Genomic DNA, 22,316 nt, shown 5'->3' with positions numbered 1-22,316 from the left:
CGATGGGGGCGACGGAGAGGGGCGCCCGCAGTCCCGCGCCGGTCGACCGGTCGGGGCGCGGTCAGAGGACGAAGGGCTCCGCGCCGACGCGACCCCACACGACGAACGCGGCCATCGTGAGATAGAGCAGGTTCAGCATCACCAGTGCCGTCTCGCCGCGGCGGCCGTGGGTCACCATCGCCCCGACCATGAGCACGATCCAGCAGACGGCGGTCACCGGCACCAGCACCGGGGCGACGCCGGCCACCGCGGGCAGGATCAGGCCCACCGCGGCGAGGAGCTCGAGGACGCCGAGCGTCTTGACGAAGCCGGCGCTGGCGCCGCCGGTCCATCCACCGCCCGGGACCGCGGGGAGCTTCTCCTTGGGCACGAACACCTTGGTGATCCCGCCGAGCAGGGCCACGGCGGCCAGCACGGCGGCGACGATCCAGAGTGCGAGATTCATCGGTCCTCCTGACGGGGGTGTGCGTGATCGCCCTCGGGGGCGTGGTGCCGGCCCACGCGACCGGGGGCGGCCGGGGCTCCCGGACGACGCGGTCGTCCGCGGCGGAGCCGTGTGGGACGGGTGGTCCGGAGCGTCAGCTCCGGCGGGCCTCGGTGGCCTCGCGGGCGATCTCCCAGGGGTCCGCCACGGGCCCCAGGTGCCGGAGCTTGTCCGGGTTCAGGACCGAGCGGATCGTCTGGATCCGCCCGTCGAGGACGTCGAGGGTCCAGGTGGTGAGGACCTGACCGTCCCGGTCGCGGAAGATCGCTCCCGGCTGACCGTTCACCGGGCGTGGCTCCACGGTGACGCCGATGCGGACGAGCGGCGGGACGTTCGCGGCGAGCACCCGGACCACGTTCTCGACGCCGAGGACGCCGCGGGGCCATCGCGGAGCCTTGCCGCCACCGTCGCCGACCAGGTGCACGTCGGCGGCGAGCACCTCGCGGAGCCCGTCCACGTCACCTTCCCGGAAGGCGTGGAAGAACCGGTCGGCGAGCTCGTCGCGCTCCTGCCGATCGGCGTCGAAGCGAGCGCGGCCGGTGTCCATGTGGCGGCGCGCGCGGGCGGCCAGCTGGCGACATGCCGCCTCCGAGCGGCCCACGGCCTCGGCGACCTCGGGGAAGCCGAACCCGAACACCTCGCGCAGCACGAACACCGCACGCTCGGGCGGGGTCAGCCGCTCGAGGAGCAGGAGGGCGGCCGTCGACAGCGAGTCGGCCAGCTCCGCCGAGCGCTGCGGGTCCTCGTAGGGATCGGCCAGCAGGGGCTCGGGGAACCACGGCCCGACGTACTCCTCGCGGCGCATCCGCGCCGACCGCAGCACGTCGATCGAGATCCGGGTGACCACGGCGGAGAGGAAGGCCTTGGTCGACGTGGGCGATGTCGGGGAGGCGTCGAAGCGCAGCCAGGTCTCCTGGACCGCGTCCTCGGCCTCGCCCACGCTGCCGAGCATGCGGTAGGCGATGGCGAACAGCCGCGGCCGCAGCTCCTGGAACTCCTCAGCGCGGGTCACAGCAGCTCCTCCTGGAAGCCCTGGCGCCACGACGGGTGCCGCAGCTGCCAGCCGAGCTGCTGCTTGGCCTTCGCGTTGGAGAAGCCGCGCCCCTCGGTCATCGCCGTGACCGCCACGTCCCCGGCCACCAGCCGCGCGAGCCAGGCGGGGACCCGTCGGGGCGGCTTCGCCCCGGCGCACGCGGCCAACCAGGGGAGCCACTCGCGAGCCGGAGCGGGTTCGTCGTCGACGACGTCGAACACGCCCCTCGCGTGCTGCTCCACCGCCAGGACGGTGGCGCTCGCCGCGTCGTCGAGGTGCACCCACGAGCTGTGGCCACCACCGCCGCCGACCAGCGGGAACGCCCGTCGGCGGACGAGCTCGACCTGGTCGTCGGTGGCACCCGGACCGTAGAGCCCGCCGTACCGCAGGACTGCGCCGTCCGCCCTGAGCACTGCGTCCTCGAGGTACCGGAGGGCCGCCATCACCGGCGCGGCCGACCCGACGCCGGGGTCCAGCGGGTCCTCCTCGGACTTCACCCATCCGCCCTGGCGGATGCCGTTCCAGCCGGCGTACCCCTGGGCGACGACGTGGGGGACCCCGGTGGCCTCGGCCGCGGCGAGCAGGTGATCCGTCCCCTCGGTGCGCAGCCGGTTCGTGAGGGCGAACCACCGATCCATGTGCCGCAGGTCGGGCTTGCCGGCGATCGCGGTCATCTGGTGCACGATCACGTCCGGTCGTGCGGTGGCCACCGCCTCACCGACCGACGCGCCGTCCAGGCCGTCCATCACGACGGCCTCGGCGCCCAGCTGTTCGAGGAGGTCCTTCTTCTGCGGGCCCGTGGTCGTCGCCGTCACCTGGTGACCACGGGCCACGAGCTGCGGCACCAGGCGCCGCCCGACGACCCCGGTCGCTCCCGCCACGAACACTCGCATGGCCATCGCCCTCCCGGACCGAGACATTGTCCCTCCGGAGACGAGACAGCACCGCCCGGCTGTGACACGAGGCGGCAGCTCAGTCGTAGATCCCCTCCACCGCCCAGCGGCCGTCGCGGTGCACCAGCAGCAGGGCGCGCCCGACCGCGTCGGCGCCGGAGGCGACCGGGTCGGGCGCGAGGTCGGCCGCCGGGTCGGGCTCGGGGTCGCGGCCGGCGGCGATCTCGTCGGCGTCGGTGCTGCACACCACCTGGATGCGCAGGCTGCCCCCGGCGACGGCGCGGGGGTCCCACCAGCGGCCGGGATCGGGCCACGGGCCGCCCCACGCGCGCACCGGCGCGGTGGGGGCCGACGGGTCGGCACCGAGCGCCACGTGGGCGGGCGGGGCCGTGAGCCGCCCGCGGGAGGCCCGCCGCACCGGGGCACCCCCGGCGTCGAGCACCCGCGCCGGCAGCGGCTCGGGCGGCACGCGCGCCGGCGAGGGCGCCGGGAGGACGCCGGGCCAGGGCGCCTCCGGGTCGGCGCCGCGGGGCACCCGCTCGTCGCCCCAGGGCACGAGGCGGATCCGCTCGCCGGGACCGCGCCCCCCGCCGGACACCCCGGTGAGCACCTCCTCGGGCCCGAGCAGCCCCTGGACGCGCACCAGCGCCCGCCCGGCCCGCTCGTCGGCCACCCCGACCTCGCCCCAGAGCCCGAGCTGCAACCGCCCGGCGTCGACGACCTCCTCGGGCACCAGGCGCAGCACGGTGAGCCCGCCGTCACGCCTGTCGCCCTGCCGCCGTGACAACCAGCCCTCGAGCTGCCAGCGCACGCGGTCGGCGGTGCCGTGCGGGGTGAGCGGCTCGGCGCAGCGCCAGACCCGGGCCAGCTCGTCGCCCTCGGTGGTGCGGGCCTGCACGCCGAGGCGCGTGCAGGCCAGGCCCGCCCGGCCCAGCGCCTCGTGCAGCCGTTCGGACAGCGAGCGGGCGGCGAAGGCGGCGGCGTCGACCCGGTCGACCGGCGGATCGAGGGGGAGCTCGACGGTGAGCTCGTCGGGGATCCGGCGCCGGGAGGGCGGGCGCTCGTCGAGCCCGCGGGCCAGGCGGTGGGCCCGGACCGCGGCGGCGTCGAAGCGCGAGGCCACGTCGGTGGCCGACAGGTCGGCGAAGGCGCCCAGCGTCGTGAGCCCGAGCCGGCGCAGCAGGCCGATCAGCTCCGCGCGCGTCGCGCTCGCGTCGTCGTCGGCGCCGGCGGTGTCGGGCTCGACGCCCGGCTCGAGCTCGAGCTCGGTGACCGGCAGCGGCGCCAGGAACGCCGGGCTCCCGCCGGGCGGCACCAGCAGCGAGCGGCGGGCGGCGAGGCCGGCGGGGAACAGCCCGTCGGCCACCCCCACCTGGCACTCGACGCGGGTGCGGCCCGCCACGAGGTCGACCAGGCGCTCGGCCACGACCTCCTCGCCCCCGAAGTACCGCGCCGGGCCGCGCGCCGAGAGCGCGACGAGCCCCGGGCGCACCACCTCGACCCCCGGCGCGAGCTCCTCGACCGCCGCCGCGACCGGCTCGAAGCAGCGGGCGTCGCGCTCGGGGTCGCGGGCGAGCACCGCGAGGTCCGGGCAGCGGGCCTGGGCCTCGCGTCGGCGCAGCCCCCGTCGGATGCCCTGCGCCCGGGCCGTCGCCGAGCAGGCCACCACCCGGTGGGACGCCAGCACCGCCGCGGGCCGCGCGGGCGGCAGCCCCGCCTCGGCGGCGCCCGCCACCACCGGCCAGTCGGGACACCAGAGCGCGAGCACCCGCGCCGGCGCGCTCACCCGGCCACCGCCCCGAGGCGGGTGGGCGCTCGCTCCACCCGCCGGGGCGGGCCCGTCAGCGGCGCCCCGACCGGCAGCTCCCCGTCCGGCAGGCACGTCCCGGCGGGCCCGGGCAGCAGCAGCGGCTCCTCCTGCTCGCCCGGCCGGCCCCGGGCCGCGGAGCGCACCCGGACCCGCCGCGAGCGCAGGCGTCCCGCGCCGTCGCCCCCGAGCCCGGCCCAGGCGCTGCCCTCGGCCCGCAGCTCGACCTCGGCCCCCGGCCACGCGCCCGGCGCCCCGACCGGCACCAGTACCGCCCCCCGCTGGCGGACCCGTGCGCCGAGCCGCTGGCGCTCGCCCGCGGGCCACCGCACGCCGGGCAGCGTCGTGTCGAGCACGACCACGTCGACCCCGTCGACCAGTGCCGCCACCACCGCCGCCGGACGCGGCCCGGGCCGGGGCACCAGCGCCGTGCGCGCCAGGTCGAGCCCCGCCTCGGCCGCCGCCTGGACCCCGAGGTCGCCCAGCCCCACCACCGCGCACCACGCACCGTCGCGCGAGGCCTCGGCCAGCAGCGCGAGCAGCAGCGACGTCGACCCGCACACCGCGACCGTCGACCCGCGCCGCAACCCGCCGTCGGGCAGCAGACCGGCCAGCGGCGCGGACACCGGCAGCACCGCGCTGCCCTCGCGGTCCGCGCGCGGCGGCTCGGCCGGCACGACCTCCTCCGGGACCGGGTCCGGCGCCCGTTCCGACACCGGAGCGCGCCGCCGGCCCCGCAGCTCCGAGGCCCGCACCACCCCGAGGTCGGCCCACCGCCGCGACGGGGAACCCTGCTCGTCGAGCAACGACGACGCACCACCCATGAGCGCCCTCCTCGAACACGTGTTCGAACACCGAGAACGCTAACCCACACCCCCGACAACCGCCGAGCCCTGCGGGTGAGGTCACGAGAACGGAGGAGACCCATGCGCGTCCTGGTCACCGGCGCCTCCGGGCGGATCGGCGGCTACCTCCGGGCCCGCCTCCCCCGTCCCGGGCACACGCTGCGCCTGCTCGACATCGCCACCCCGGACGACGTGGGCGAGCAGGAAGAGGCGGTCACCGCCTCCGTCACCGACCTCGACGCGATGGTCGAGGCCTGCGCCGGGGTCGACGCCGTCGTCCACCTCGGCGGGCAGAGCGGCGAGGCGCCGTGGGACCGGATCCTCGCGACCAACATCCACGGCACCTACGTCGCGTTCGAGGCCGCCCGCCGCGCCGGGGTCGGCCGCGTGGTGTTCGCGAGCAGCAACCACGCCGCCGGCTTCCACCCCGCCACGGACCCCGTCCCCGACGACCTCCCGACCCGGCCGGACACCTACTACGGCGTCAGCAAGGTGACCGGCGAGGCCCTGGGCAGCCTGTACCACGACCGCTACGGCCTCGACGTCGTCTGCCTGCGCATCGGCACCTGCAGCGACACCCCGCCCAACGCCCGCGGGCTCGCGACCTGGCTCTCGCCCGACGACTGCGGCCGGCTCGTCGAGGCCGCGCTGACCTGCCGTGCGCCCGGGTTCCGCGTCGTCTGGGGCGTCTCGGCCAACACGCGCCGGGTCTGGTCGCTGGCCGGCGCGCACGAGATCGGCTACCGCCCGCAGGACGACGCGGAGGTGTTCGCCGCGGAGGTCGGCGACCGCACCGCCCCCACCGACGGCTACGTCGGCGGCGAGTTCGCGGGCCCGTCGTTCGACACCCCGGACTGAGCGACGATCGCCTCCTCGACCCGGATCGCCTCCTCCATGAGCAGGTCGGCGAGCCGGACGAGGAAGGTCCCGGACAGGCCGTTGTCGCGGGCGAAGTCGGCGGCCTGCTGCTCGACCTCCTCCGCGCGCCCGGGCTGGAACACCGCCATCGACGCGCGGGCCTTCACCGCCCCGACGCGCTCGATGCACCGCATCCGGTCGCGCACCAGGGCGTAGAGGGCCTGGTCGATGCGGTCGAGCTCCGCGCGCAGGATCTCGAGCTCCTCGGTCATCGGACCTCCACTTGAACGACGCAGAGTGATGACGAACTGAGCATGACGCCCTAACGTACTCCTCATGGCCCTGTCGACGGCTACGGTGCGTGCCGCAACGCCGTTCCTCCCCGTCGCCGCGGGTCTCTTCTGCATCCAGCTCGACTTCTTCTCGCTGGGCCTCGCCCTGCCGACGATCGCCCTCGAGCTGGGCACCACGGTCACGAACCTGCAGTGGCTGCTGAGCGGCTACATGATCGCGCTGGGGGCGCTGCTCATCCCGAGCGGACGGCTCGGCGACATGCTCGGGCGGCGCGAGGTCGTGCTCGCCGGGATCGCGCTGTTCGGACTGAGCTCGCTGGTCTGCGGCCTGGCGAGCTCCGTCCCGGTGCTCATCGGCGCGCGCGTGGCGCAGGGGGTGGGCGCCGCGCTGATCATGCCGTCGAGTTTCGCGCTGGTCACCAACGCGACGACCGAACAGGAACGTCCGAAGGTGACCGGGGTGCTCCTCGGCATCTCGGGCGTCGGCACCGCCCTCGGGCCGGTCGTCGGCGGCGTCCTGTCCTCGACGATCGGCTGGCGCTGGGTGTTCCTCGTCAACGTGCCGGTGGCGCTGGTCGCGCTCTGGGGCGGGCGCCGGATGCGCACGTCGCGTGACGAGGAGGCGGGCCGCGACCTGCGGACCCTCGACTGGTGGGGCGTCGCGACCGTCGTCGGCGGTCTCGTCGCGATCAGCGTGGCGATCGACGACGTCGGCGTCGAGGGCTGGACCGCCCCCGTGACGTGGGGACCGCTGCTCGGCGGGGTGGCGCTGCTCGCCGCCTTCGCGGTCCGCGAGCGCCACGCCGCCGCGCCGCTCGTCCAGCCCTCGCTCGTGCGCAACCGCGTGTTCGTCCTGCTCTGCCTCGCCGGCACCCTGGCCAACGTCGGCACCGTGGCCTACGTCGTCGCCGCGACCATCGACCTGCAGACCTTGCGGGGGCTCCCGGCCGCGGCCGCGGGGCTGGCCTTCGTCGTGTCCTCGGTCGGGCTCGCCGCGACCGGGCCGCTGTCGGGGTGGCTGACGACGAAGGTCCCGCCCGGCCTCGTCATGGCCGTGTCGGTGCTGGCCTCCGCGCCGGCGCTCGTGCTGCTCGCGCTGGCCGCGCCGCTGCCGCTCTACGTCGTCGCGCTCGGGCTCTGCGGGCTCACCACCGGCATGGGCTACGGGCTCGGCCCGCTCGCCGTGCAGAACGTCCTGTCGCCACAGCGCTCGGCCGAGGGCACCGGGGTCGTGCTCACCTCGCTGATCTGCGTCGGCGGCATCGGCATCGTCGCGGCCACCGCGGTGATCGAGGCCGTCGGCCCGCACCCGCCCACCACGGCCGGCCTCGCCCTCACGCTGATCGCGATCGCCGCGCTCCTGCTCGTCGCCGGGGTCGCCGCCCTGGTCAGCCAGTGGCCGCGGCACCGGGTCGCGGCCGCCGACCCCGTCCCGACCTGAGGAGGACGACCGTGGTGAGTGCCGAGGCCCAGCGCTTCGCCGACATGTTGCGTGGGGCGCCGCGGATGGCCGAGATGCCGCTGACGGCGCAGCGGGAGGCCGGCGAGCACGCCGAGGACCTCACCGCCACCCCCGAGCACGTCGCGTACGAGCCCGCCGACGGCGTCGCGGGGACATGGGTCCAGGCGACGGACCGCGCGCCCACCAGCACCGTCCTCTACCTGTTCGGCGGCGGGCACGTCATCACCTCGCCCGCGTCACGCCACAAGTTCTCGGGCCACCTCGCCCGGGCACTCGACGCCCGCGTGCTCCTGCTGGACTACCCGCTCGCCCCCGAGCACCCCTACCCGCAGGACGTCGACGCGGCGGTCGCGGCCGCCCGGTGGCTGCTCGAGCAGCAGGGGGTCCCGAGCGGGCGCCTCGTGCTGGCCGGCGAGTCGTCCGGGGGCGGGCTGGTCCTCGAGACGCTGCTGGCCGCCGCGCGCGCCGGGCTCGCCCGCCCGGCGGCGGCCTACCTGATGTCGCCGTGGGCCGACCTCACCTGCTCGGCGCCGTCCTTCGAGGCCCGCCGCGCCGTCGACCTCGAGTGCAGCCGCGAGAGCCTGACGCGGATGGCCCGCCAGTACCTCGACGGCCACGACCCCACCGACCCCGCCGCCTCGCCCGCGCTCGCCTCGCCCACCGACGTCGCCGCCGCCTGGCCCCCGCTGCTGGTGCAGGTCGGGAGCCACGAGGTGCTGCTCGACGACGCCCTCGCCGTCACCCGCGCCGCCGCGCTGGCCGACGTCCCGGTCACCCTGGACGTCGGGCCGCAGATGCAGCACTTCTTCCAGCTCGGCGTCGGGGTCTACCCCGAGGCGGCGGCCGCACTGGCCCGCGCGGGGGCGTGGCTGCGCCAGCAGCTCTAGGTGGGCTCTGGTGGGCTCTAGTGGGCGAAGTGGCGGGTGCCCGTGAGGTACATCGTCACGCCGGCCCGCTGCGCCGCCTCGATCGTCTGCTCGTCGCGCACCGACCCGCCGGGCTGGACGACGGCCGCGACCCCGGCGTCGGCGAGGACCTCGAAGCCGTCCGGGAACGGGAAGAACGCGTCCGACGCCGCCACCGAGCCGGTCACGCGGTCGCCGGCGCGGGCGACCGCGAGGCGCGCGGCGTCGACGCGGTTGACCTGGCCCATGCCGACGCCGACGGTGGCGCCGTCGTGGGCCAGCAGGATCGCGTTCGACTTCACCGCGCGGCAGGCACGCCAGGCGAAGGCGAGGTCGGCGAGCACGTCCTCGGAGGCCGGAGAGCCGCAGGCCAGGGTCCACGACGCCGGGTCGTCGCCCGGGGCGTCGACGGCGTCGTGCTGCTGCAGCAGCAGGCCCCCGGAGATCGGGCGCTGCTCGACCGGGGCGGGCGTCCACGTCGCGGTCAGCACGCGGATGTTCTTCTTGCGGGCCAGCACCTCGACCGCGCCCTCGGCGTAGGACGGCGCCACGATCACCTCGGTGAAGATCTCGGAGACGGTCTCGGCCATCGCCACGCCGACCTCGGTGTTCGTCGCGATGACGCCACCGAACGCGCTGGTGGGGTCGCAGGCGTGGGCCTTGCGGTGCACGGCGGCCACGTCGTCGTCACCGGTCGCGACGGCGATCCCGCACGGGTTGGCGTGCTTGATGATCGCGACGCAGACGCCGTCGTGGTCGTGGGCCGCGCGCCAGGCGGCGTCGGTGTCGACGTAGTTGTTGTACGACATCTCCTTGCCGTGCAGCTGCGTCGCGCCGGCGACGCCCGAGGTCACCTCCGGGTCGCCGTAGAGCGCGGCGGCCTGGTGCGGGTTCTCGCCGTAGCGCAGCACGGCCCGGCGTCGGGCCGTGGTGCCGACCCAGCCCGGGAACGGCGAGCCGGGCACCGACGGATCCGGGTCGGAGGCGAGCACGTTGCCCATCCACGAAGCGACCGCCACGTCGTAGGACGCGGTGTGGCGGAAGGCCTCGGCCGCGAGGGCGCGGCGGTCGGCGAGCGTGACGCCGCCGTTCTTGGCCTGCTCGAGCAGCCACGGGTAGCGCGTCGGATCGGTGATCACGGTCATCGTCTCGTGGTTCTTCGCGGACGCCCGGATCATCGCAGGACCGCCGATGTCGATCTGCTCGACGCAGTCGTCGGGCGAGGCCCCGGACGCGACCGTCTGCGTGAACGGGTAGAGGTTGACCACCAGCAGGTCGAACGGCGCGATGCCGAGCTCCTCGAGCTGGCTGACGTGCGTGGGCAGCCGCGAGTCGGCGAGCAGCCCGGCGTGCACACGCGGGTGCAGCGTCTTCACCCGGCCGTCGAGGCACTCCGGGAACCCGGTGAGCTCCTCGACGCGCGTGACGGGGACGCCGGCGTCGGCGATCCGCCCGGCGGTGGACCCCGTGGACACGACCTCGACGCCGGCGGCGTGCAGGCCCGTCGCGAGGTCGAGCAGGCCGGCCTTGTCGAACACGCTGACCAGGGCGCGGCGGATGGGCCGGCGGCCCTCGATGGCGTCGGTCACGGAATCCTCACTCCTCGTCCGGTGACGGTGGCGCCGTGGCGGGCCAGAGCGGCCACGGTCTCGACGAGCACGCGCCGCTCCACCACCTTGATGCGCTCGTGCAGCGTGTCCTCGGTGTCGTCGGGCTCGACGGTGACGGCCTCCTGGGCCAGCACCGGGCCGGTGTCCACGCCGGCGTCGACCAGGTGCACGGTCGCCCCGGTGACCTTCACCCCGTAGGCGACGGTGTCGCGCACCGGGTGGGCGCCCGGGAACGCCGGCAGCAGCGCCGGGTGCGTGTTGATCGTGCGGCCGCCGAAGCGGGCCAGGAACGCCGTGCCGAGCAGCCGGGCGAACCCGGCGGACACGACGAGGTCGGGCTCGGCGGCGGCGACGGCCTCGGCGAGCGCGGCGTCCCAGTCGGCTCGGTCGGCGAACTCGGCCGGCGGCACCACCGCGGTGTCGACGCCCGCGGCCGTGGCACGGTCCAGCGCGCCCACCGCGGTGCGGTCGGAGACGACGGTGACGACGCGCGCCGGGTAGTGCTCGCCCTCGCACGCGTCGAGCAGCGCCTGCAGCAGACTCCCCGAGCCGGAGGCCAGGACGACGACGCGGGCGGGCACGGGCAGAGTCAGCCGGTGCTGCTCGGTGGTGGTCAGCGCTGCTCCCGGGCCGCCGTGGGTGTCGGCGTCCAGGTTAGCGGCGTGGTTCCTCCGCAGGTCGGACGCCCTCGTTCGGCTCCTCCGCCGACGTCGCGGAGTCGGCGGGAGAGGCGCCGGCGTCCGCCGGTGCCCCGGCGGTGGCGGCGGTCCCCGGCGCGTCGTCGGCGGTCTTCCCGGGGGTGCGGCGCTTCGTGGTCGAGGGGCGGCGCCGGGAGCGGTCGGGCACGGTCCCGAGCGGGACCGCGAGCAGCGCGACGACCAGCCCGGGCACGAGCACCCAGCCCAGCACCGCGAGGGCCACGGGCACGGCCGGCACCTCGACCGGGTCGAACGGCCCCCCGCCGAGCCGCCCGCCGGACAGGGCCGCCGCGAGGCCCAGGAGCACCGCGGCGGTGACCGCCGCGGTGACGGTCGCCTTCACGCGCGACGGGGCGTCGGCGGCGGTCGGGGCCAGGCGCCAGCCCACGATGCTCCCGACGGCCAGCGGGACGGCGAACGCGAGTCCCGCCCAGGTCGGCGGCGGGCTCTGCGGCAGCAGCGCCGCGAGCGGCACGGGCGGCAGCAGCCCCGACGTGATCGCCATCGGGGTCGCCGAGGCGGCCCCGATCGCCACGCCCGGCCCGACGAGCCAGGCCGCGGCCGCGACGACGGCGTTCGGCAGGTAGGCGAGCGTGAGCAGGGTGAGGCCGGCCCCGCTGCCCGCCTCGGGGGCGACGTCGGCGAGCACCTCGCGCACCGCGGCGGTGTCGGCGAGCAGGGCGGCGAGCAGCAGGCCCGCGCCGGCGGTGAGCAGCGCCGTGGTCGCGAGGAAGCCGCCCTGCAGGCCCTGGCGCGCCCACCCCGGCAGGCGGCGGGGCAGCGCGAGCAGTCCGCAGGGGCGGGCGACGCCGGCCAGCGCGGCGAGGCCCGCGAGCAGCCCGCACACCACGCCGGCGAGCCCCGGCGACGCGTCGACGACGGCCTCGGGGGTGAGCAGCGCCGCCGCGAGCACGCCGATCACCGCGTGCGCCGCGGCGGCCGTGGCCACGACGGGCACGCCGACCCCGTGCAGGAGACCGGCGGTGCGCCCGTCGGCGCGACGCCCGAGGCGGGCGACCGCGCCGCGGGCCTCGCTCGCGACCAGGGTGGCGAGCAGCAGGGCGGGGGCGAGGGGCAGCGTGCCCAGCGGCACCCCGGTGACCTGCAGCGGGACGAGGTGCGCGACCAGCCACAGCGGGATGCCGACGGCGAGCGCCTGCCCGAGCCCCGGCTCCCCGCCCGGCGTCGTGCCGGACGCCAGCGCGGCGATCACGCCGGCGAGCACCACGGCGACGCCGTAGAGGGTCAGCGGCGGCAGGAGCGCCACGCGCGCGAGGACCGGCACCCAGCCGGGGTCGTGCGCGGTGGCGGTGGCCGTGCGACTCCCCCGCCCGCCGCGTCGCGGGGACTGGCTGGTCGGGACGGTCACGCTCCCGACCCTGTCAAACCGCGGACACGAGGACCCGCCGCCACGCCGCGCCGTCGGCCTCGCCGGTGGGGCGTGCGAGCGATGCGGCATCGCTGGCGTGTGACGCCAGGATCGCCACATCCTCGTTTGAGCGACACGCCGCAGCACGGGCTCGCCGGGCTCACCCGTGATCACGAGCGCGCCGGGTACCTCACGACGCGTCCCGCGGTCACCCCGCGCTCCTGATCACCAGGAGGTGGGCTTCGTCAGCGCGGGGAGCCCCACTCGCCGCGTCGGTCGTCCGGGGACGCCGTGTCCCCGGCCGGGCGGCCGGGGTCCTCGCCGGACTCGTGGGCGCCGCGGCGCTCGCCACCGGGCGGCGGGGCGACCGGACCGTTCGCCGGCCCCGAGCCGGTGCCGGGGCCCGACGGGGCGCCCCAGCCGGTGGAGGGGATGCCGTAACCCGGCGTGGAACTGACGCCGGACGACGCCTGGGGGGTGCCCTGCGGCGGGGTGCTCGGGCCGTCGCCGGCGGTCGACGACTCGCCCGACCCGTAGGAGCTGAAGCCGGGCGAACCCGCCGGGGTGCCGGCGTCGGACGACCCGGGCCCCGCGCCCGGGCCCGACGACCCGGGGCCGTTCGACGTCGCGTCGTCACGGGACGCGGACCCCCCGGCATCGCCGCCGGCAGAGCCATGGGCGCCCTGACCACCCTGACCGCCGGCCGTCGCGCTGGGCACGACCTGCGTGGTGGCGGCCGACCCGTACCCGGCCCCGAACGGACCGGAGGGCGGCCCCGAGGCCGGACCACCCGACGCCGGCCCGGAGCCCGGCGCGCCCTGGCCGCGCGGGGCCGCGAACTGCCCGGACCCCGGCCCGGTGTGCTGTCCCGGAGCGCCGTAGCCGGGCTGCTGCTGGGCCCCCGGGGAGGACATGCCCCCCGAGGGCGGGCCGCCCGGCCCGCCCCACGGCCCGGCGGGGGTCGGCTGCGCGCCCGGTCCGCCGGGTCCCCCGGCCTGCCCCCCGGCAGCGGGGGCGCCGAAGCCCGCCGATGCCGGCCGCGCGGCGGGAGCGCTGATGACCCCGGCGCCGAACAGCGCGGCGACCACGGCGGCGACGGCGGCGAGCACCGCGAGCACCACCTGCACGACGAGCAGCGCGTCGGCGTAGGCGAGCAGCGGGAGCATCGCCAGCGCGCCGGTGACCCCGACGACCGCGCCCGGCACGAGCGTGTCCGGGCTGCGGGGCAGCGGCGACGCGGCGGTGAGCAGGCCGCCGGCGAGCACCAGCGGCATGTAGAACAGCGAGCCGAACGCCGCGCTCAGGTCCGAGGCCACGCCCGACGCCTCGGCGGAGCCGAAGAACGTCAGGATATAGGCGAGCAGGGCGAGGGCCCCCGCGCCCAGCGCGACGCCGCGCTCGACACCGGAGCCCGACCCCGCCGTCCCGTGCCGGGCCCCGCCGTCCGACCCGCCGGTCTCGGGCGTGGCCGTGATCGTGGTCGTGGCCGCGGGGAAGCCCCCGGTCTGCGGCGGGGACGACGACGGCGCGGCGCCGGCTCCCTGCCCCCAGCCGGGCGCCTGGCCCGGGGCCGGCGAGCCGTACCCCTGACCCTGCGCCTGACCCGGAGCCCCGTACGGCTGCGGCTGTTGCTGGGGCTGTTGCTGCTGCTGACCGGCGCCGGCCCAGGAGGACCCCCCGTAGGGGGCACCACCGGGAGTGCCGGGGGACCCGTACGAGCCGCCGCCGGCACCCCAGCCACCCGGTCCCTGTGCCGCCTGACCCGGTCGCTGACCGGACGGGCCGCCCGGGGGCGGGCCCTGCGTCGGTGAGCTCATGAGGTGTCCTCCCGGGGACGGCGGTGTCGGCCTGGAGCAGGTGCTGTCAGGCGCTGATCAGCCGTTGATCAGCGAGCGCGCGAGGTCGGCGGTCTCGGTGGGAGTCTTGCCCACCCTCACCCCCGCGGCCTCGAGCGCCTCCTTCTTGGCCTGCGCGGTCCCCGCGGAACCCGAGACGATGGCGCCGGCGTGGCCCATCGTCTTGCCCTCGGGGGCCGTGAACCCCGCAACGTAGCCCACGACGGGCTTGGTCACGTTGGCCTTGATGAAGTCCGCGGCCCGCTCCTCGGCGTCACCACCGATCTCGCCGATCATCACGATCGCCTCGGTGTCGGGGTCGGCCTCGAACGCCTCGAGGGCGTCGATGTGCGTCGTCCCGATGATCGGGTCGCCGCCGATGCCGATCGCGGTGGAGAAGCCGACGTCGCGCAGCTCGAACATCATCTGGTAGGTCAGCGTGCCGGACTTCGACACCAGACCCATCTTGCCGGGGCCGGAGATGTTCGCCGGGATGATGCCCGCGAGGGACTTCGACGGCGAGATGATCCCCGGGCAGTTCGGCCCGATGATGCGGGTGCGGTTGCCGTTCGCCGAGGCGTGCGACCAGAACCAGGCGGAGTCGTGCACCGGGATGCCCTCGGTGATGACCACGGCCAGGCCGATGCCCGCGTCGACCGCCTCGATGACGGCGTCCTTGGCGAACTTCGGGGGCACGAAGAGCACCGAGACGTCGGCCCCGGTCTCCTTCATGGCCTCCTCGACGCCGCCGAACACCGGCACGTCGGTGCCGTCGAGGTCGACACTCGTCCCGGCCTTGCGGGCGTTGACGCCACCGACGAGCTGCGTGCCCGCGGCGAGCATCTTGCGCCCGTGCTTCATGCCCTCGGAGCCGGTGAGGCCCTGGACGATGACCTTGCTGTTCTCGTTGAGGAAGATCGACATCTCAGGCCCCTGCCGCAGCCAGCTCGGCGGCCTTCGCGGCCGCGTCGTCCATCGTGTCCACCACCGTGACCAGGGGGTGGTTCGCCTCGGCGAGGATCCGGCGACCCTCGTCGACGTTGTTGCCGTCCAGGCGGACGACGAGCGGCTTCCTGGCGTCGTCGCCCAGGATCTTCAGGGCCTCGACGATGCCGTTGGCGACCGCGTCGCAGGCGGTGATGCCGCCGAAGACGTTGACGAAGACGCTGCGCACGTCGTCGTCGCCCAGGATGACGTCCAGTCCGGCCGCCATGACCTCGGCCGACGCGCCGCCGCCGATGTCCAGGAAGTTGGCGGGCTTCATGCCGCCGTGCTGCTCACCGGCGTAGGCGACGACGTCCAGAGTCGACATCACCAGCCCGGCGCCGTTGCCGATGATGCCGACCTGGCCACCCTCGAGCTTGACGTAGTTGAGGTCCGACTCCTTGGCCTTGGCCTCGAGCGGGTTCTGGCTCTTCTCGTCGACGAGCTGGGCGTGCGCCTCGTGCCGGAACTCGGCGTTCTCGTCGAGGGTGACCTTGCCGTCGAGGGCGACGACGTTGTCCTGCGGGTCGCGGACCAGCGGGTTGACCTCGACCAGCGTCGCGTCCTCGCCGACGAACGTGTCCCAGAGCTTGACGATGACCTGCGCGGCCTCGTCGGCGACCTCGGCGGGCAGCTTCCCCTGCGCGACGATCTCGTCGGCCTTCGCGCGGTCGACGCCGGCGATCGGGTCGATCGGCACCCGGGCCAGGGCCTCGGGCCGCTCGACCGCGAGCTCCTCGATCTCCATGCCGCCCTCGGCCGAGCACATGGCCAGGAAGGTGCGGTTGGAGCGGTCGAGCAGGAAGGAGAAGTAGTACTCCTCCGCGATGTCGCTGGCCGCCGTGACCAGGACGCGGTGCACGATGTGGCCCTTGATGTCGAGCCCGAGGATCGCCTCGGCCTTCTCCTTGGCCTCGGCCGGGCTCTGCGCCAGCTTGACGCCGCCGGCCTTGCCGCGGCCACCGGTCTTCACCTGTGCCTTGACGACGACCGGGCCGCCGATCTCCTCCGCGGCCCGCTCCGCCTCGGCGGCGGTGTCGACGGTGCGACCGGGCAGCACCGGCACCCCGTGGGCGGCGAAGAGGTCCTTCGCCTGGTACTCGTACAGGTCCACTCGTGAACTCTCCTCACCAACTCCCCGGCCGCCGCGGACGGCGGTCGCCGGGCGAGGTCGCGCGGCGCCCTCCTGTGCAACGAGCGCCCACGTCCCGACGGATGCGCGGCGACCCTATCCACGCCGGGACCCGCGGGGCGCCGCGACCGGGGCGACGCCGGACACACGAGCAGGTCGGCCGGGGTCTGGATCGTTCCGGGCGTGGCCCGAACGGGGCCATCTGCGGTCGATCTTGATCGGTTCGGCGGCCACCCTGGTGCGATCGTCGAGTGAACAACCCTTAACGTCCACCTCATGGACGTGACGGGCGTCATGTCGTCGGCACCGGAGCCGGCGGACGCGCTGGGCCCCGCGGAGCGGCCGGTGACCGCCGTGGCCGGCGCCCTCTGGCGGGGCCTGGGCTACGTCGCGCGCACCTTCGGGGTGCCGGCGGGCGTCCGGGGCCTCGCGGTCGAGGTCGCCTACACCGCCGTGCACATGTCGCTCTATCCCTGGGGCCTGGTCGACGAGGTGCTGCGCCCGGCGGGCACGTTCGCCCACCACCGCACCGAGGCCCTCTCCCCCGCGCAGCGCAGCCTCGTCGTCTCCGACATGGAGAGCTCGACGACGCCCGTGCTGCTCGTGCACGGCATCGTCGACAACCGCTCGATCTTCGCGCTGCTCGCCCGCGCCCTGCGCCGCCGCGGGTTCGGGGTCGTGCACGCGATCAACTTCAGCGTCCTGACGGCGTTCACCGGCGACATCCGGGAGGCCGCCCGCGAGCTCGGGCACCACGTCGAGCGCCTGTGCGCCGGCACCGGCTCCGACCGGGTGCACGTCGTGGGGCACTCGCTGGGCGGGCTCATCGCGCGCTACTACGTCCAGCGCCTCGGCGGCGACACCCGCGTCGACACCCTCGTCACGCTCGGCACCCCGCACGAGGGCAGCCTCATCGCGCACTTCCTCCCGCCCACGCCCGTACCGGTGCAGCTGCAGCCGGGCTCCGACCTGCTGCGCGAGCTCGAGGAGCCCGCCCCGGACTGCCGCACCCGCTTCCTCGCGGTCTGGAGCCGCCAGGACCAGCTGATCATCCCGCAGCGCGCGGCGCGGCTGACCCACCCCGACCTGCAGGTCACCGAGATCGAGCTCGAGCACGTCGGGCACCTGTCGATGACGATCGATCCCGAGGTCGTGCACCTGGTCACGCGGCTGTTGTCCCGGCGCCCGGTGCCGGGCAACCGCGACCGCAGGGCCCGGATCGCCGGATGACGGCACGACGCCCGGCGGCACCGTCGCGTCGAACGGTCGGCGGGACCTGTCGGCGGGCCGCGCCGCCGCGCCGAGCGGCCGGGAACACTGCGAGGGCCGCGGCGCTGCCGCCGACCGAGCGACAGGCCGTCACCCGACCCGGTGACGACCGCTCGGCGCGCACGCCCGCACGCACGGCGTAGCGACCGGCTCGGGGCACTCCTGTCGTTTGCTCACGCCGTGACCTCGTCGCTACTTTCTGGCCGTCCTCATCACGGCCAGGTCACGAACGACATACGGAACGACCCCGAACGTTCCGCAGGGCACTCCCCGAACTCCCCGCCCTGGATGTCGCCGCGACGGGCCCCGATCTGCGGGAAGGATGGTCTTGGCGCACAGCTCCCCCCGCCCACCGTCCGCGCCCCTCTTCGGTTCCTTCGGTCTCACCCCCGCCCTCGCCGGCGCCGGTGGAGCTCCGTCGGGACCGCGCTTCCCCGACCTCTCCGGCTTCGCCGGGGGGCTGCCCGGGCTCGGTGCCCGCGGCGGCCGTCGCGGCGGTGACGCCGCCGGTCTGGTCAGCGGCCCGGGGCAGGCACCCGGTCCGGTGCCGGCACGTCCGGTCGGGCTCCGCCCCGCACCCCAGGGCCCGCCGGCCCCCGCGCGTCCGGCCCCGCAGGGTCCGACCACCGGGGGCCACCGTCGTCCCGCGCGGCACGACGAGACCCTCCGCGACCTCCCCCGTGAGCACCGTGGGCACCAGGACCCCCGGCAGGACCCTCGGCAGGGCCCGCCGCAGCGCGCTCCCCAGCGCCGCGACGTCGACCCCCGCCGCGGCGTCCGTCCGGCCCCGCCCGCCGAGCGCGGCCCGTCGCCCCTGCGCGGCCGGCTGGCCGTCGCCGCGGTGGCCGCGGGCGCCCTGGCCACCGCGGGGCACAGCTTCGCGGGGCTCGACGCGCTCGGCGACGCCCCGACGACCGCCGAGCTCGCCCTCGCCGCCGACCGCGGCACGACGAGCGACGACACCGGTTCGTCGGCGTCCGGCAGCGCGACGGGGCTCGACGCGGCCACCTCGGGGGTCCTCCCGGTCACCACGACCGCGGACTCCGGCTCGGCGACCGGGGCGCGCTCGGCGGCCTCGTCGTCCTCGTCCTCCGACGCCGAGGACGGCCACCAGGTCGGCTCGCTCAGCAAGGCCGCGGACCGTGCGGCGGCCCAGGCCCGGGCCGCTGCCGAGGCCGCCCGCCCCGACTTCGCCAAGCCCGCCGACGGGCGCTTCACCTCGGGCTTCGGTGCCCGCTGGGGCTCGTCGCACCGCGGCATCGACATCGCCGGCCCGATCGGCACCCCGATCGTGTCGGTGGGCGACGGCACCGTCATCGAGTCCGGCCCCGCCAGCGGCTTCGGCCAGTGGGTCCGCGTGCAGCTCGAGGACGGCACGGTCAACGTCTACGGCCACGTGAACCGCTCCTACGTCCGCGAGGGCCAGCAGGTCCGCGCCGGCGAGGAGATCGCGGAGATCGGCAACCGCGGCCAGTCGACCGGCCCGCACCTGCACTTCGAGGTGTGGGAGGACGGCGGCCGCAAGATCAACCCGCTGCCGTGGCTCGCCGAGCGCGGCATCTCGCTGGGTTCCCCTCAGGACTAGTCCGCTCCCCGCAGGACGGCAGGGGCCCCGGAGCACACGCTCCGGGGCCCTCGTCGTGTCCGGGGTGGGCGTGGCGTGCGGCGTGCGCGGGGTGGGTGTGGGGTCGGTGCGCGGGTGCGGGTCGGTGCTGAGCGAAGGGCCCCGTCGATCGAAACCGGGCGCGGGCGTCGCCGGCCGCGCAATCCGGCGAGGGGCACCCCTCGCCCATCTCTCCGAACCACGGGGCCCTTCGCTCGGAGCCGGGCGCGGACACTCGGAGATCACCAGCACTCGGTGCGCCGGGACCGGTCCGCGCGCATCGATGACGCGCTCCTGATCTCCACGGCACGCCGGACACGGCGCGCACGACCGCGAGCGGCACGTCGCGCATGACCGGAGCGCCCGCCGACCTGCCGAACGTGCCGCTCGCCCCGGACGACGCCCGGTCGAGGCCGGCGACGGGCGCCCCTGGCCCGTCGATGCGATCGAAGGTGCCCTGTTACAGCTTCGTGAGCGGGACGCCGCCGATGAGCATGAGGCGCACGGTGCCCGAGGAGCCGAAGTCGATGGTGGCCGTGGCCCGGGAGCCGACGCCGTCGACGGTGACGACCGTGCCGAGGCCGTACTTGTCGTGGGTGACGCGGTCGCCGACCTCGAGGGAGATGGTCGGCGCCTCCTTCCAGTCCGGGCGCATCGGCGACGGGCGCGAGGTGCGGCCCGACAGGTCGGTGCCGGGGCTCGCCCAACGCCCGGAGCCGAAGCGCGTGCGCCCCACCGGCGAGGAGCGCTCGGAGCTGGGCTCGACGCGGCGCCACTCCCACACGTCGGCGGGGACCTCGTCGAGGAACCGCGAGGGCGGGTTGGCCTGCGGCTGCCCGAACGCCGAGCGCATCACCGCGCGCGAGAGGTAGAGCCGCTTCTGCGCGCGGGTGATGCCGACGTAGGCGAGCCGGCGCTCCTCGGAGAGCTCCGCCGGGTCGGCCAGCGCCCGCGAGTGGGGGAAGACGCCGTCCTCCCAGCCGGTCGCGAACACCACGGGGAACTCGAGGCCCTTGGCGGTGTGCAGCGTCATCAGGGTGACGACGCCGTCGCCGCCGTCGGGGATCGAGTCGGCGTCGGCCACCAGCGACACCCGCTCGAGGAACGCCTCCAGCGAGCCGGGCTCGGGCACGCCGTCGGTGCCGGCCGCCGGCGCGTCGTCGCCGGCGTCGTCACCCTCGAGACCCTCGGCGTTGCGGGCGTCCTGGACGAACTCGCGGGCGACGCTGACGAGCTCCTGGAGGTTCTCCAGACGCGACTGCTCCTGGGGGTCCTCGGAGCCCTCGAGCTCGGCGCGGTAGCCCGAGCGGTCGAGGATCGCGTCGAGCACCTCGTCGACCGGGGCGCCGTCCACGAGCGTCGCGGCCAGCCCGTCCATCATCTCGACGAAGTCGGCGATGTTGCGCTGCGAGCGCGTGGCCAGCCCGTGGACCTCGCCCGCCGCGGCCCGGCGCAGCGCGGCCGCGAAGGTGATGCGCTCGCGGTCGGCGGCGTCGGCGACCACCGACTCGGCGCGGTCGCCGATCCCGCGCTTGGGGACGTTGAGGATGCGCCGCAGCGAGACCGTGTCCTCGGGGTTGGACAGCACCTTGAGGTAGGCCATCGCGTCGCGGACCTCGCGGCGCTCGTAGAAGCGCACGCCCCCGACGATCTTGTAGGGCAGCCCGAGGCGGATGAACACGTCCTCGAAGACCCGGGACTGACCGTTGGTGCGGTAGAACACCGCGACCTCGCCGAAGCGCACCTCGCCGGCGTCGACCAGCCGGTCGATCTCGGCCGCGACGAACGCGGCCTCGTCGTGCTCGTTGTCGGCGACGTAGCCGACGACCAGCTCGCCGTCGCCCGCGTCGGTCCACAGCCGCTTGTCGCGACGCTCCGGGTTGCGGCTGATGACCGCGTTGGCCGCGGTGAGGATCCGCTGGGTGGAGCGGTAGTTCTGCTCGAGCAGGATGGTGCGCGCCTCGGGGTAGTCGCGCTCGAACTCGACGATGTTGCGGATGGTCGCGCCGCGGAAGGCGTAGATCGACTGGTCGGCGTCGCCCACCACGCAGAGCTCCGCGGGCTTCACCGAGCCGTCCTCGCTGCCCGCGGCCAGCGAGCGGACCAGCATGTACTGGGCGTGGTTGGTGTCCTGGTACTCGTCGACCAGGATGTGGCGGAACCGGCGGCGGTAGTACTCCGCGACGTCCGGGAAGCGCGTGAGCAGGTCGACCGTGCGGCCGATGAGGTCGTCGAAGTCCAGCGAGTTCGACTGCTGCAGGCGCTGCTGGTAGACGGTGTAGACCTCGGCGGTGCGCTTCTCCGCCTCGGTGGTGGCGGCGTCGACGGCCTCGACGGGGTCGACCAGCTCGTTCTTCCACGCCGAGATGCGCGCGAGCAGGCCCCGCGGCGAGTACTTCTTGGCGTCGAGGTCGAGCCCCCGGGCCACCGACGCGACCAGCCGCCGCGAGTCGTCCGCGTCGTAGATGGAGAACGTGGAGCTCAGGTCGAGGTGGCGGTACTCGCGGCGCAGGATGCGCACGCACATCGAGTGGAACGTCGACACCCACATCGCGTTCGCCCGCCGGCCCACCAGCGCGGCCACGCGCTCGCGCATCTCGGCGGCGGCCTTGTTGGTGAACGTGATGGCCATGACCTGGCCCGGCCCGACGCCCTGGTGGCGCATCTGCCAGGCGATCCGGTGGGTGAGCACCCGTGTCTTGCCCGACCCGGCGCCGGCGACGATCAGCAGCGGCGAGCCCGTGTGCACCACGGCCTCGCGCTGCGGGGGGTTCATGCCCTCGAGCAGGGGATCGTCGGCGGGATCGGGCGTGTCGGACCCCCGGCGCAGCGCGCCGCCCGCCCCCGCGTCGGCGCCGCCCGCGGCGGCCGCGGCGAGCCGGCGGGACAGGGCGGAGGCCGCCGAGCGCACAGGGGGACCCGACCCGGCGCCCGACCCGGCCTCGGACGCGGCGTCGGGCCCGGCGCGGCGGGTGGCAGGACCGGTGCTCATCGTCGGTCCACGCTACCGGGGCACTCCGACAGCGGGCGGTTGGCGGCACGGGAGCCCGGTGGCATGATGTTCGTCGTGCACGAGCAGACCGTTCGATTTTTCTACGGGTACCGGACCCCGGTGCCCGTGGAGACCTGACGCGCCTGCCGCGCCCGACCCACGCCGCCCCGGAGTCCACGGACCCCGGGGCGTTCTCGTGTCCGGGGTCCGCCAGGACCCACCACCCCCGGACACACCCTGGAGG

The 22,316-nt window shown here is 75.8% G+C and carries 18 protein-coding genes; 5 read left to right on the top strand and 13 right to left on the bottom strand.

Annotation, left to right across the window (positions count from 1 at the left end; genetic code table 11):
* Positions 1–61 precede the first annotated feature (61 nt).
* The 5 genes from PHK61_RS09430 to PHK61_RS09410 form a co-directional block, all read right to left on the bottom strand.
* Positions 62–445 (bottom strand): DoxX family protein, encoded by a 384-nt coding sequence (locus PHK61_RS09430; RefSeq protein WP_274280701.1) that lies wholly within the window; start codon positions 443–445, stop codon positions 62–64.
* A 133-nt stretch (positions 446–578) separates the two neighbouring features.
* Positions 579–1,496 (bottom strand): RNA polymerase sigma-70 factor, encoded by a 918-nt coding sequence (locus PHK61_RS09425; RefSeq protein ID WP_274280700.1) that lies wholly within the window; start codon positions 1,494–1,496, stop codon positions 579–581.
* Positions 1,493–2,416, bottom strand: a complete 924-nt coding sequence (locus tag PHK61_RS09420; protein WP_274280699.1) for an NAD-dependent epimerase/dehydratase family protein — start codon at positions 2,414–2,416, stop codon at positions 1,493–1,495. The genes PHK61_RS09425 and PHK61_RS09420 overlap by 4 nt, the downstream gene beginning before the upstream one ends.
* 73 nt (positions 2,417–2,489) lie before the next feature.
* Entirely contained in the window at positions 2,490–4,196 is a 1,707-nt protein-coding gene (locus PHK61_RS09415) for a DNA polymerase Y family protein (protein ID WP_274280698.1), read from the bottom strand.
* On the bottom strand, positions 4,193–5,041 hold the full coding sequence (locus PHK61_RS09410; RefSeq protein WP_274280697.1) for a hypothetical protein: 849 nt from the start codon (positions 5,039–5,041) through the stop codon (positions 4,193–4,195). Before PHK61_RS09410 ends, PHK61_RS09415 begins: the two co-directional genes overlap by 4 nt.
* A 102-nt stretch (positions 5,042–5,143) precedes the next feature.
* Here PHK61_RS09410 and PHK61_RS09405 point away from each other — a divergent pair, with 102 nt between their 5' ends.
* Positions 5,144–5,920 carry an NAD-dependent epimerase/dehydratase family protein gene (locus tag PHK61_RS09405; RefSeq protein ID WP_274280696.1) on the top strand — a complete coding sequence of 259 codons (777 nt, stop codon included), beginning with the start codon at positions 5,144–5,146 and terminating at the stop codon, positions 5,918–5,920.
* Here PHK61_RS09405 and PHK61_RS09400 read toward each other — a convergent pair.
* Positions 5,872–6,192, bottom strand: coding sequence for a chorismate mutase (locus tag PHK61_RS09400; RefSeq protein WP_274280695.1), 321 nt, complete (start codon positions 6,190–6,192; stop codon positions 5,872–5,874). The two genes, PHK61_RS09405 and PHK61_RS09400, sit on opposite strands and share 49 nt — an antisense overlap.
* Before the next feature lie 64 nt (positions 6,193–6,256).
* On the opposite strand from PHK61_RS09400, the gene PHK61_RS09395 reads away from it, so the two are divergent.
* Both PHK61_RS09395 and PHK61_RS09390 read left to right on the top strand, forming a co-directional pair.
* Positions 6,257–7,654 (top strand): MFS transporter, encoded by a 1,398-nt coding sequence (locus PHK61_RS09395; RefSeq protein WP_274280694.1) that lies wholly within the window; start codon positions 6,257–6,259, stop codon positions 7,652–7,654.
* An 11-nt stretch (positions 7,655–7,665) separates the two neighbouring features.
* Positions 7,666–8,562 carry an alpha/beta hydrolase fold domain-containing protein gene (locus PHK61_RS09390; RefSeq protein ID WP_274280693.1) on the top strand — a complete coding sequence of 299 codons (897 nt, stop codon included), beginning with the start codon at positions 7,666–7,668 and terminating at the stop codon, positions 8,560–8,562.
* 17 nt (positions 8,563–8,579) lie between these two features.
* On the opposite strand, the gene purH is transcribed toward PHK61_RS09390, so the two are convergent.
* The 6 genes from purH to sucC all read right to left on the bottom strand — a co-directional run bounded on the left by purH (position 8,580) and on the right by sucC (position 16,190).
* Positions 8,580–10,169 carry a bifunctional phosphoribosylaminoimidazolecarboxamide formyltransferase/IMP cyclohydrolase gene (gene purH, locus PHK61_RS09385; RefSeq protein ID WP_274280692.1) on the bottom strand — a complete coding sequence of 530 codons (1,590 nt, stop codon included), beginning with the start codon at positions 10,167–10,169 and terminating at the stop codon, positions 8,580–8,582.
* On the bottom strand, positions 10,166–10,783 hold the full coding sequence (gene purN / locus PHK61_RS09380) for a phosphoribosylglycinamide formyltransferase (RefSeq protein WP_274280715.1): 618 nt from the start codon (positions 10,781–10,783) through the stop codon (positions 10,166–10,168). The genes purH and purN overlap by 4 nt, the downstream gene beginning before the upstream one ends.
* 61 nt (positions 10,784–10,844) lie before the next feature.
* On the bottom strand, positions 10,845–12,257 hold the full coding sequence (locus PHK61_RS09375; RefSeq protein WP_274280691.1) for a cell division protein PerM: 1,413 nt from the start codon (positions 12,255–12,257) through the stop codon (positions 10,845–10,847).
* Between the two features lie 245 nt (positions 12,258–12,502).
* Positions 12,503–14,074 (bottom strand): DUF5336 domain-containing protein, encoded by a 1,572-nt coding sequence (locus PHK61_RS09370; protein ID WP_274280690.1) that lies wholly within the window; start codon positions 14,072–14,074, stop codon positions 12,503–12,505.
* A 57-nt stretch (positions 14,075–14,131) separates the two neighbouring features.
* Positions 14,132–15,016, bottom strand: a complete 885-nt coding sequence (gene sucD / locus PHK61_RS09365) for a succinate--CoA ligase subunit alpha (protein WP_274280689.1) — start codon at positions 15,014–15,016, stop codon at positions 14,132–14,134.
* Between the two features lies 1 nt (position 15,017).
* On the bottom strand, positions 15,018–16,190 hold the full coding sequence (gene sucC, locus PHK61_RS09360) for an ADP-forming succinate--CoA ligase subunit beta (RefSeq protein ID WP_274280688.1): 1,173 nt from the start codon (positions 16,188–16,190) through the stop codon (positions 15,018–15,020).
* 294 nt (positions 16,191–16,484) lie between these two features.
* Between sucC and PHK61_RS09355 the strand changes: the two genes are divergently transcribed.
* Both PHK61_RS09355 and PHK61_RS31890 read left to right on the top strand, forming a co-directional pair.
* A complete protein-coding gene (locus PHK61_RS09355; protein WP_274280687.1) occupies positions 16,485–17,438 on the top strand; it encodes a lipase family alpha/beta hydrolase in 954 nt (317 codons plus the stop codon).
* Between the two features lie 367 nt (positions 17,439–17,805).
* Complete coding sequence (locus PHK61_RS31890) at positions 17,806–19,062, top strand: M23 family metallopeptidase (RefSeq protein WP_337993945.1); 1,257 nt, start codon at positions 17,806–17,808, stop codon at positions 19,060–19,062.
* A gap of 478 nt (positions 19,063–19,540) precedes the next feature.
* On the opposite strand, the gene pcrA is transcribed toward PHK61_RS31890, so the two are convergent.
* A complete protein-coding gene (pcrA, locus tag PHK61_RS09345) occupies positions 19,541–21,856 on the bottom strand; it encodes a DNA helicase PcrA (RefSeq protein ID WP_274280713.1) in 2,316 nt (771 codons plus the stop codon).
* Positions 21,857–22,316 lie beyond the last annotated feature (460 nt).

The sequence above is a fragment of the Actinomycetospora lutea genome (assembly GCF_028737205.1).
In the GTDB taxonomy this organism is placed as follows: Bacteria; Actinomycetota; Actinomycetes; order Mycobacteriales; family Pseudonocardiaceae; genus Actinomycetospora; species Actinomycetospora lutea.
This window is presented reverse-complemented; position numbering and strand designations above follow the sequence as displayed.

Coding starts and splice junctions, on each gene's coding strand:
- PHK61_RS09420 (WP_274280699.1), bottom strand. CDS start 2,416: ATGGCCATGCGAGTGTTCGTGGCGGGAGCGACCGGGGTCGTCGGGCGG.
- PHK61_RS09430 (WP_274280701.1), bottom strand. CDS start 445: ATGAATCTCGCACTCTGGATCGTCGCCGCCGTGCTGGCCGCCGTGGCC.
- PHK61_RS09395 (WP_274280694.1), top strand. CDS start 6,257: ATGGCCCTGTCGACGGCTACGGTGCGTGCCGCAACGCCGTTCCTCCCC.
- PHK61_RS09355 (WP_274280687.1), top strand. CDS start 16,485: ATGGACGTGACGGGCGTCATGTCGTCGGCACCGGAGCCGGCGGACGCG.
- PHK61_RS09400 (WP_274280695.1), bottom strand. CDS start 6,192: ATGACCGAGGAGCTCGAGATCCTGCGCGCGGAGCTCGACCGCATCGAC.
- pcrA (WP_274280713.1), bottom strand. CDS start 21,856: ATGAACCCCCCGCAGCGCGAGGCCGTGGTGCACACGGGCTCGCCGCTG.
- PHK61_RS09410 (WP_274280697.1), bottom strand. CDS start 5,041: ATGGGTGGTGCGTCGTCGTTGCTCGACGAGCAGGGTTCCCCGTCGCGG.
- PHK61_RS09370 (WP_274280690.1), bottom strand. CDS start 14,074: ATGAGCTCACCGACGCAGGGCCCGCCCCCGGGCGGCCCGTCCGGTCAG.
- sucD (WP_274280689.1), bottom strand. CDS start 15,016: ATGTCGATCTTCCTCAACGAGAACAGCAAGGTCATCGTCCAGGGCCTC.
- PHK61_RS09405 (WP_274280696.1), top strand. CDS start 5,144: ATGCGCGTCCTGGTCACCGGCGCCTCCGGGCGGATCGGCGGCTACCTC.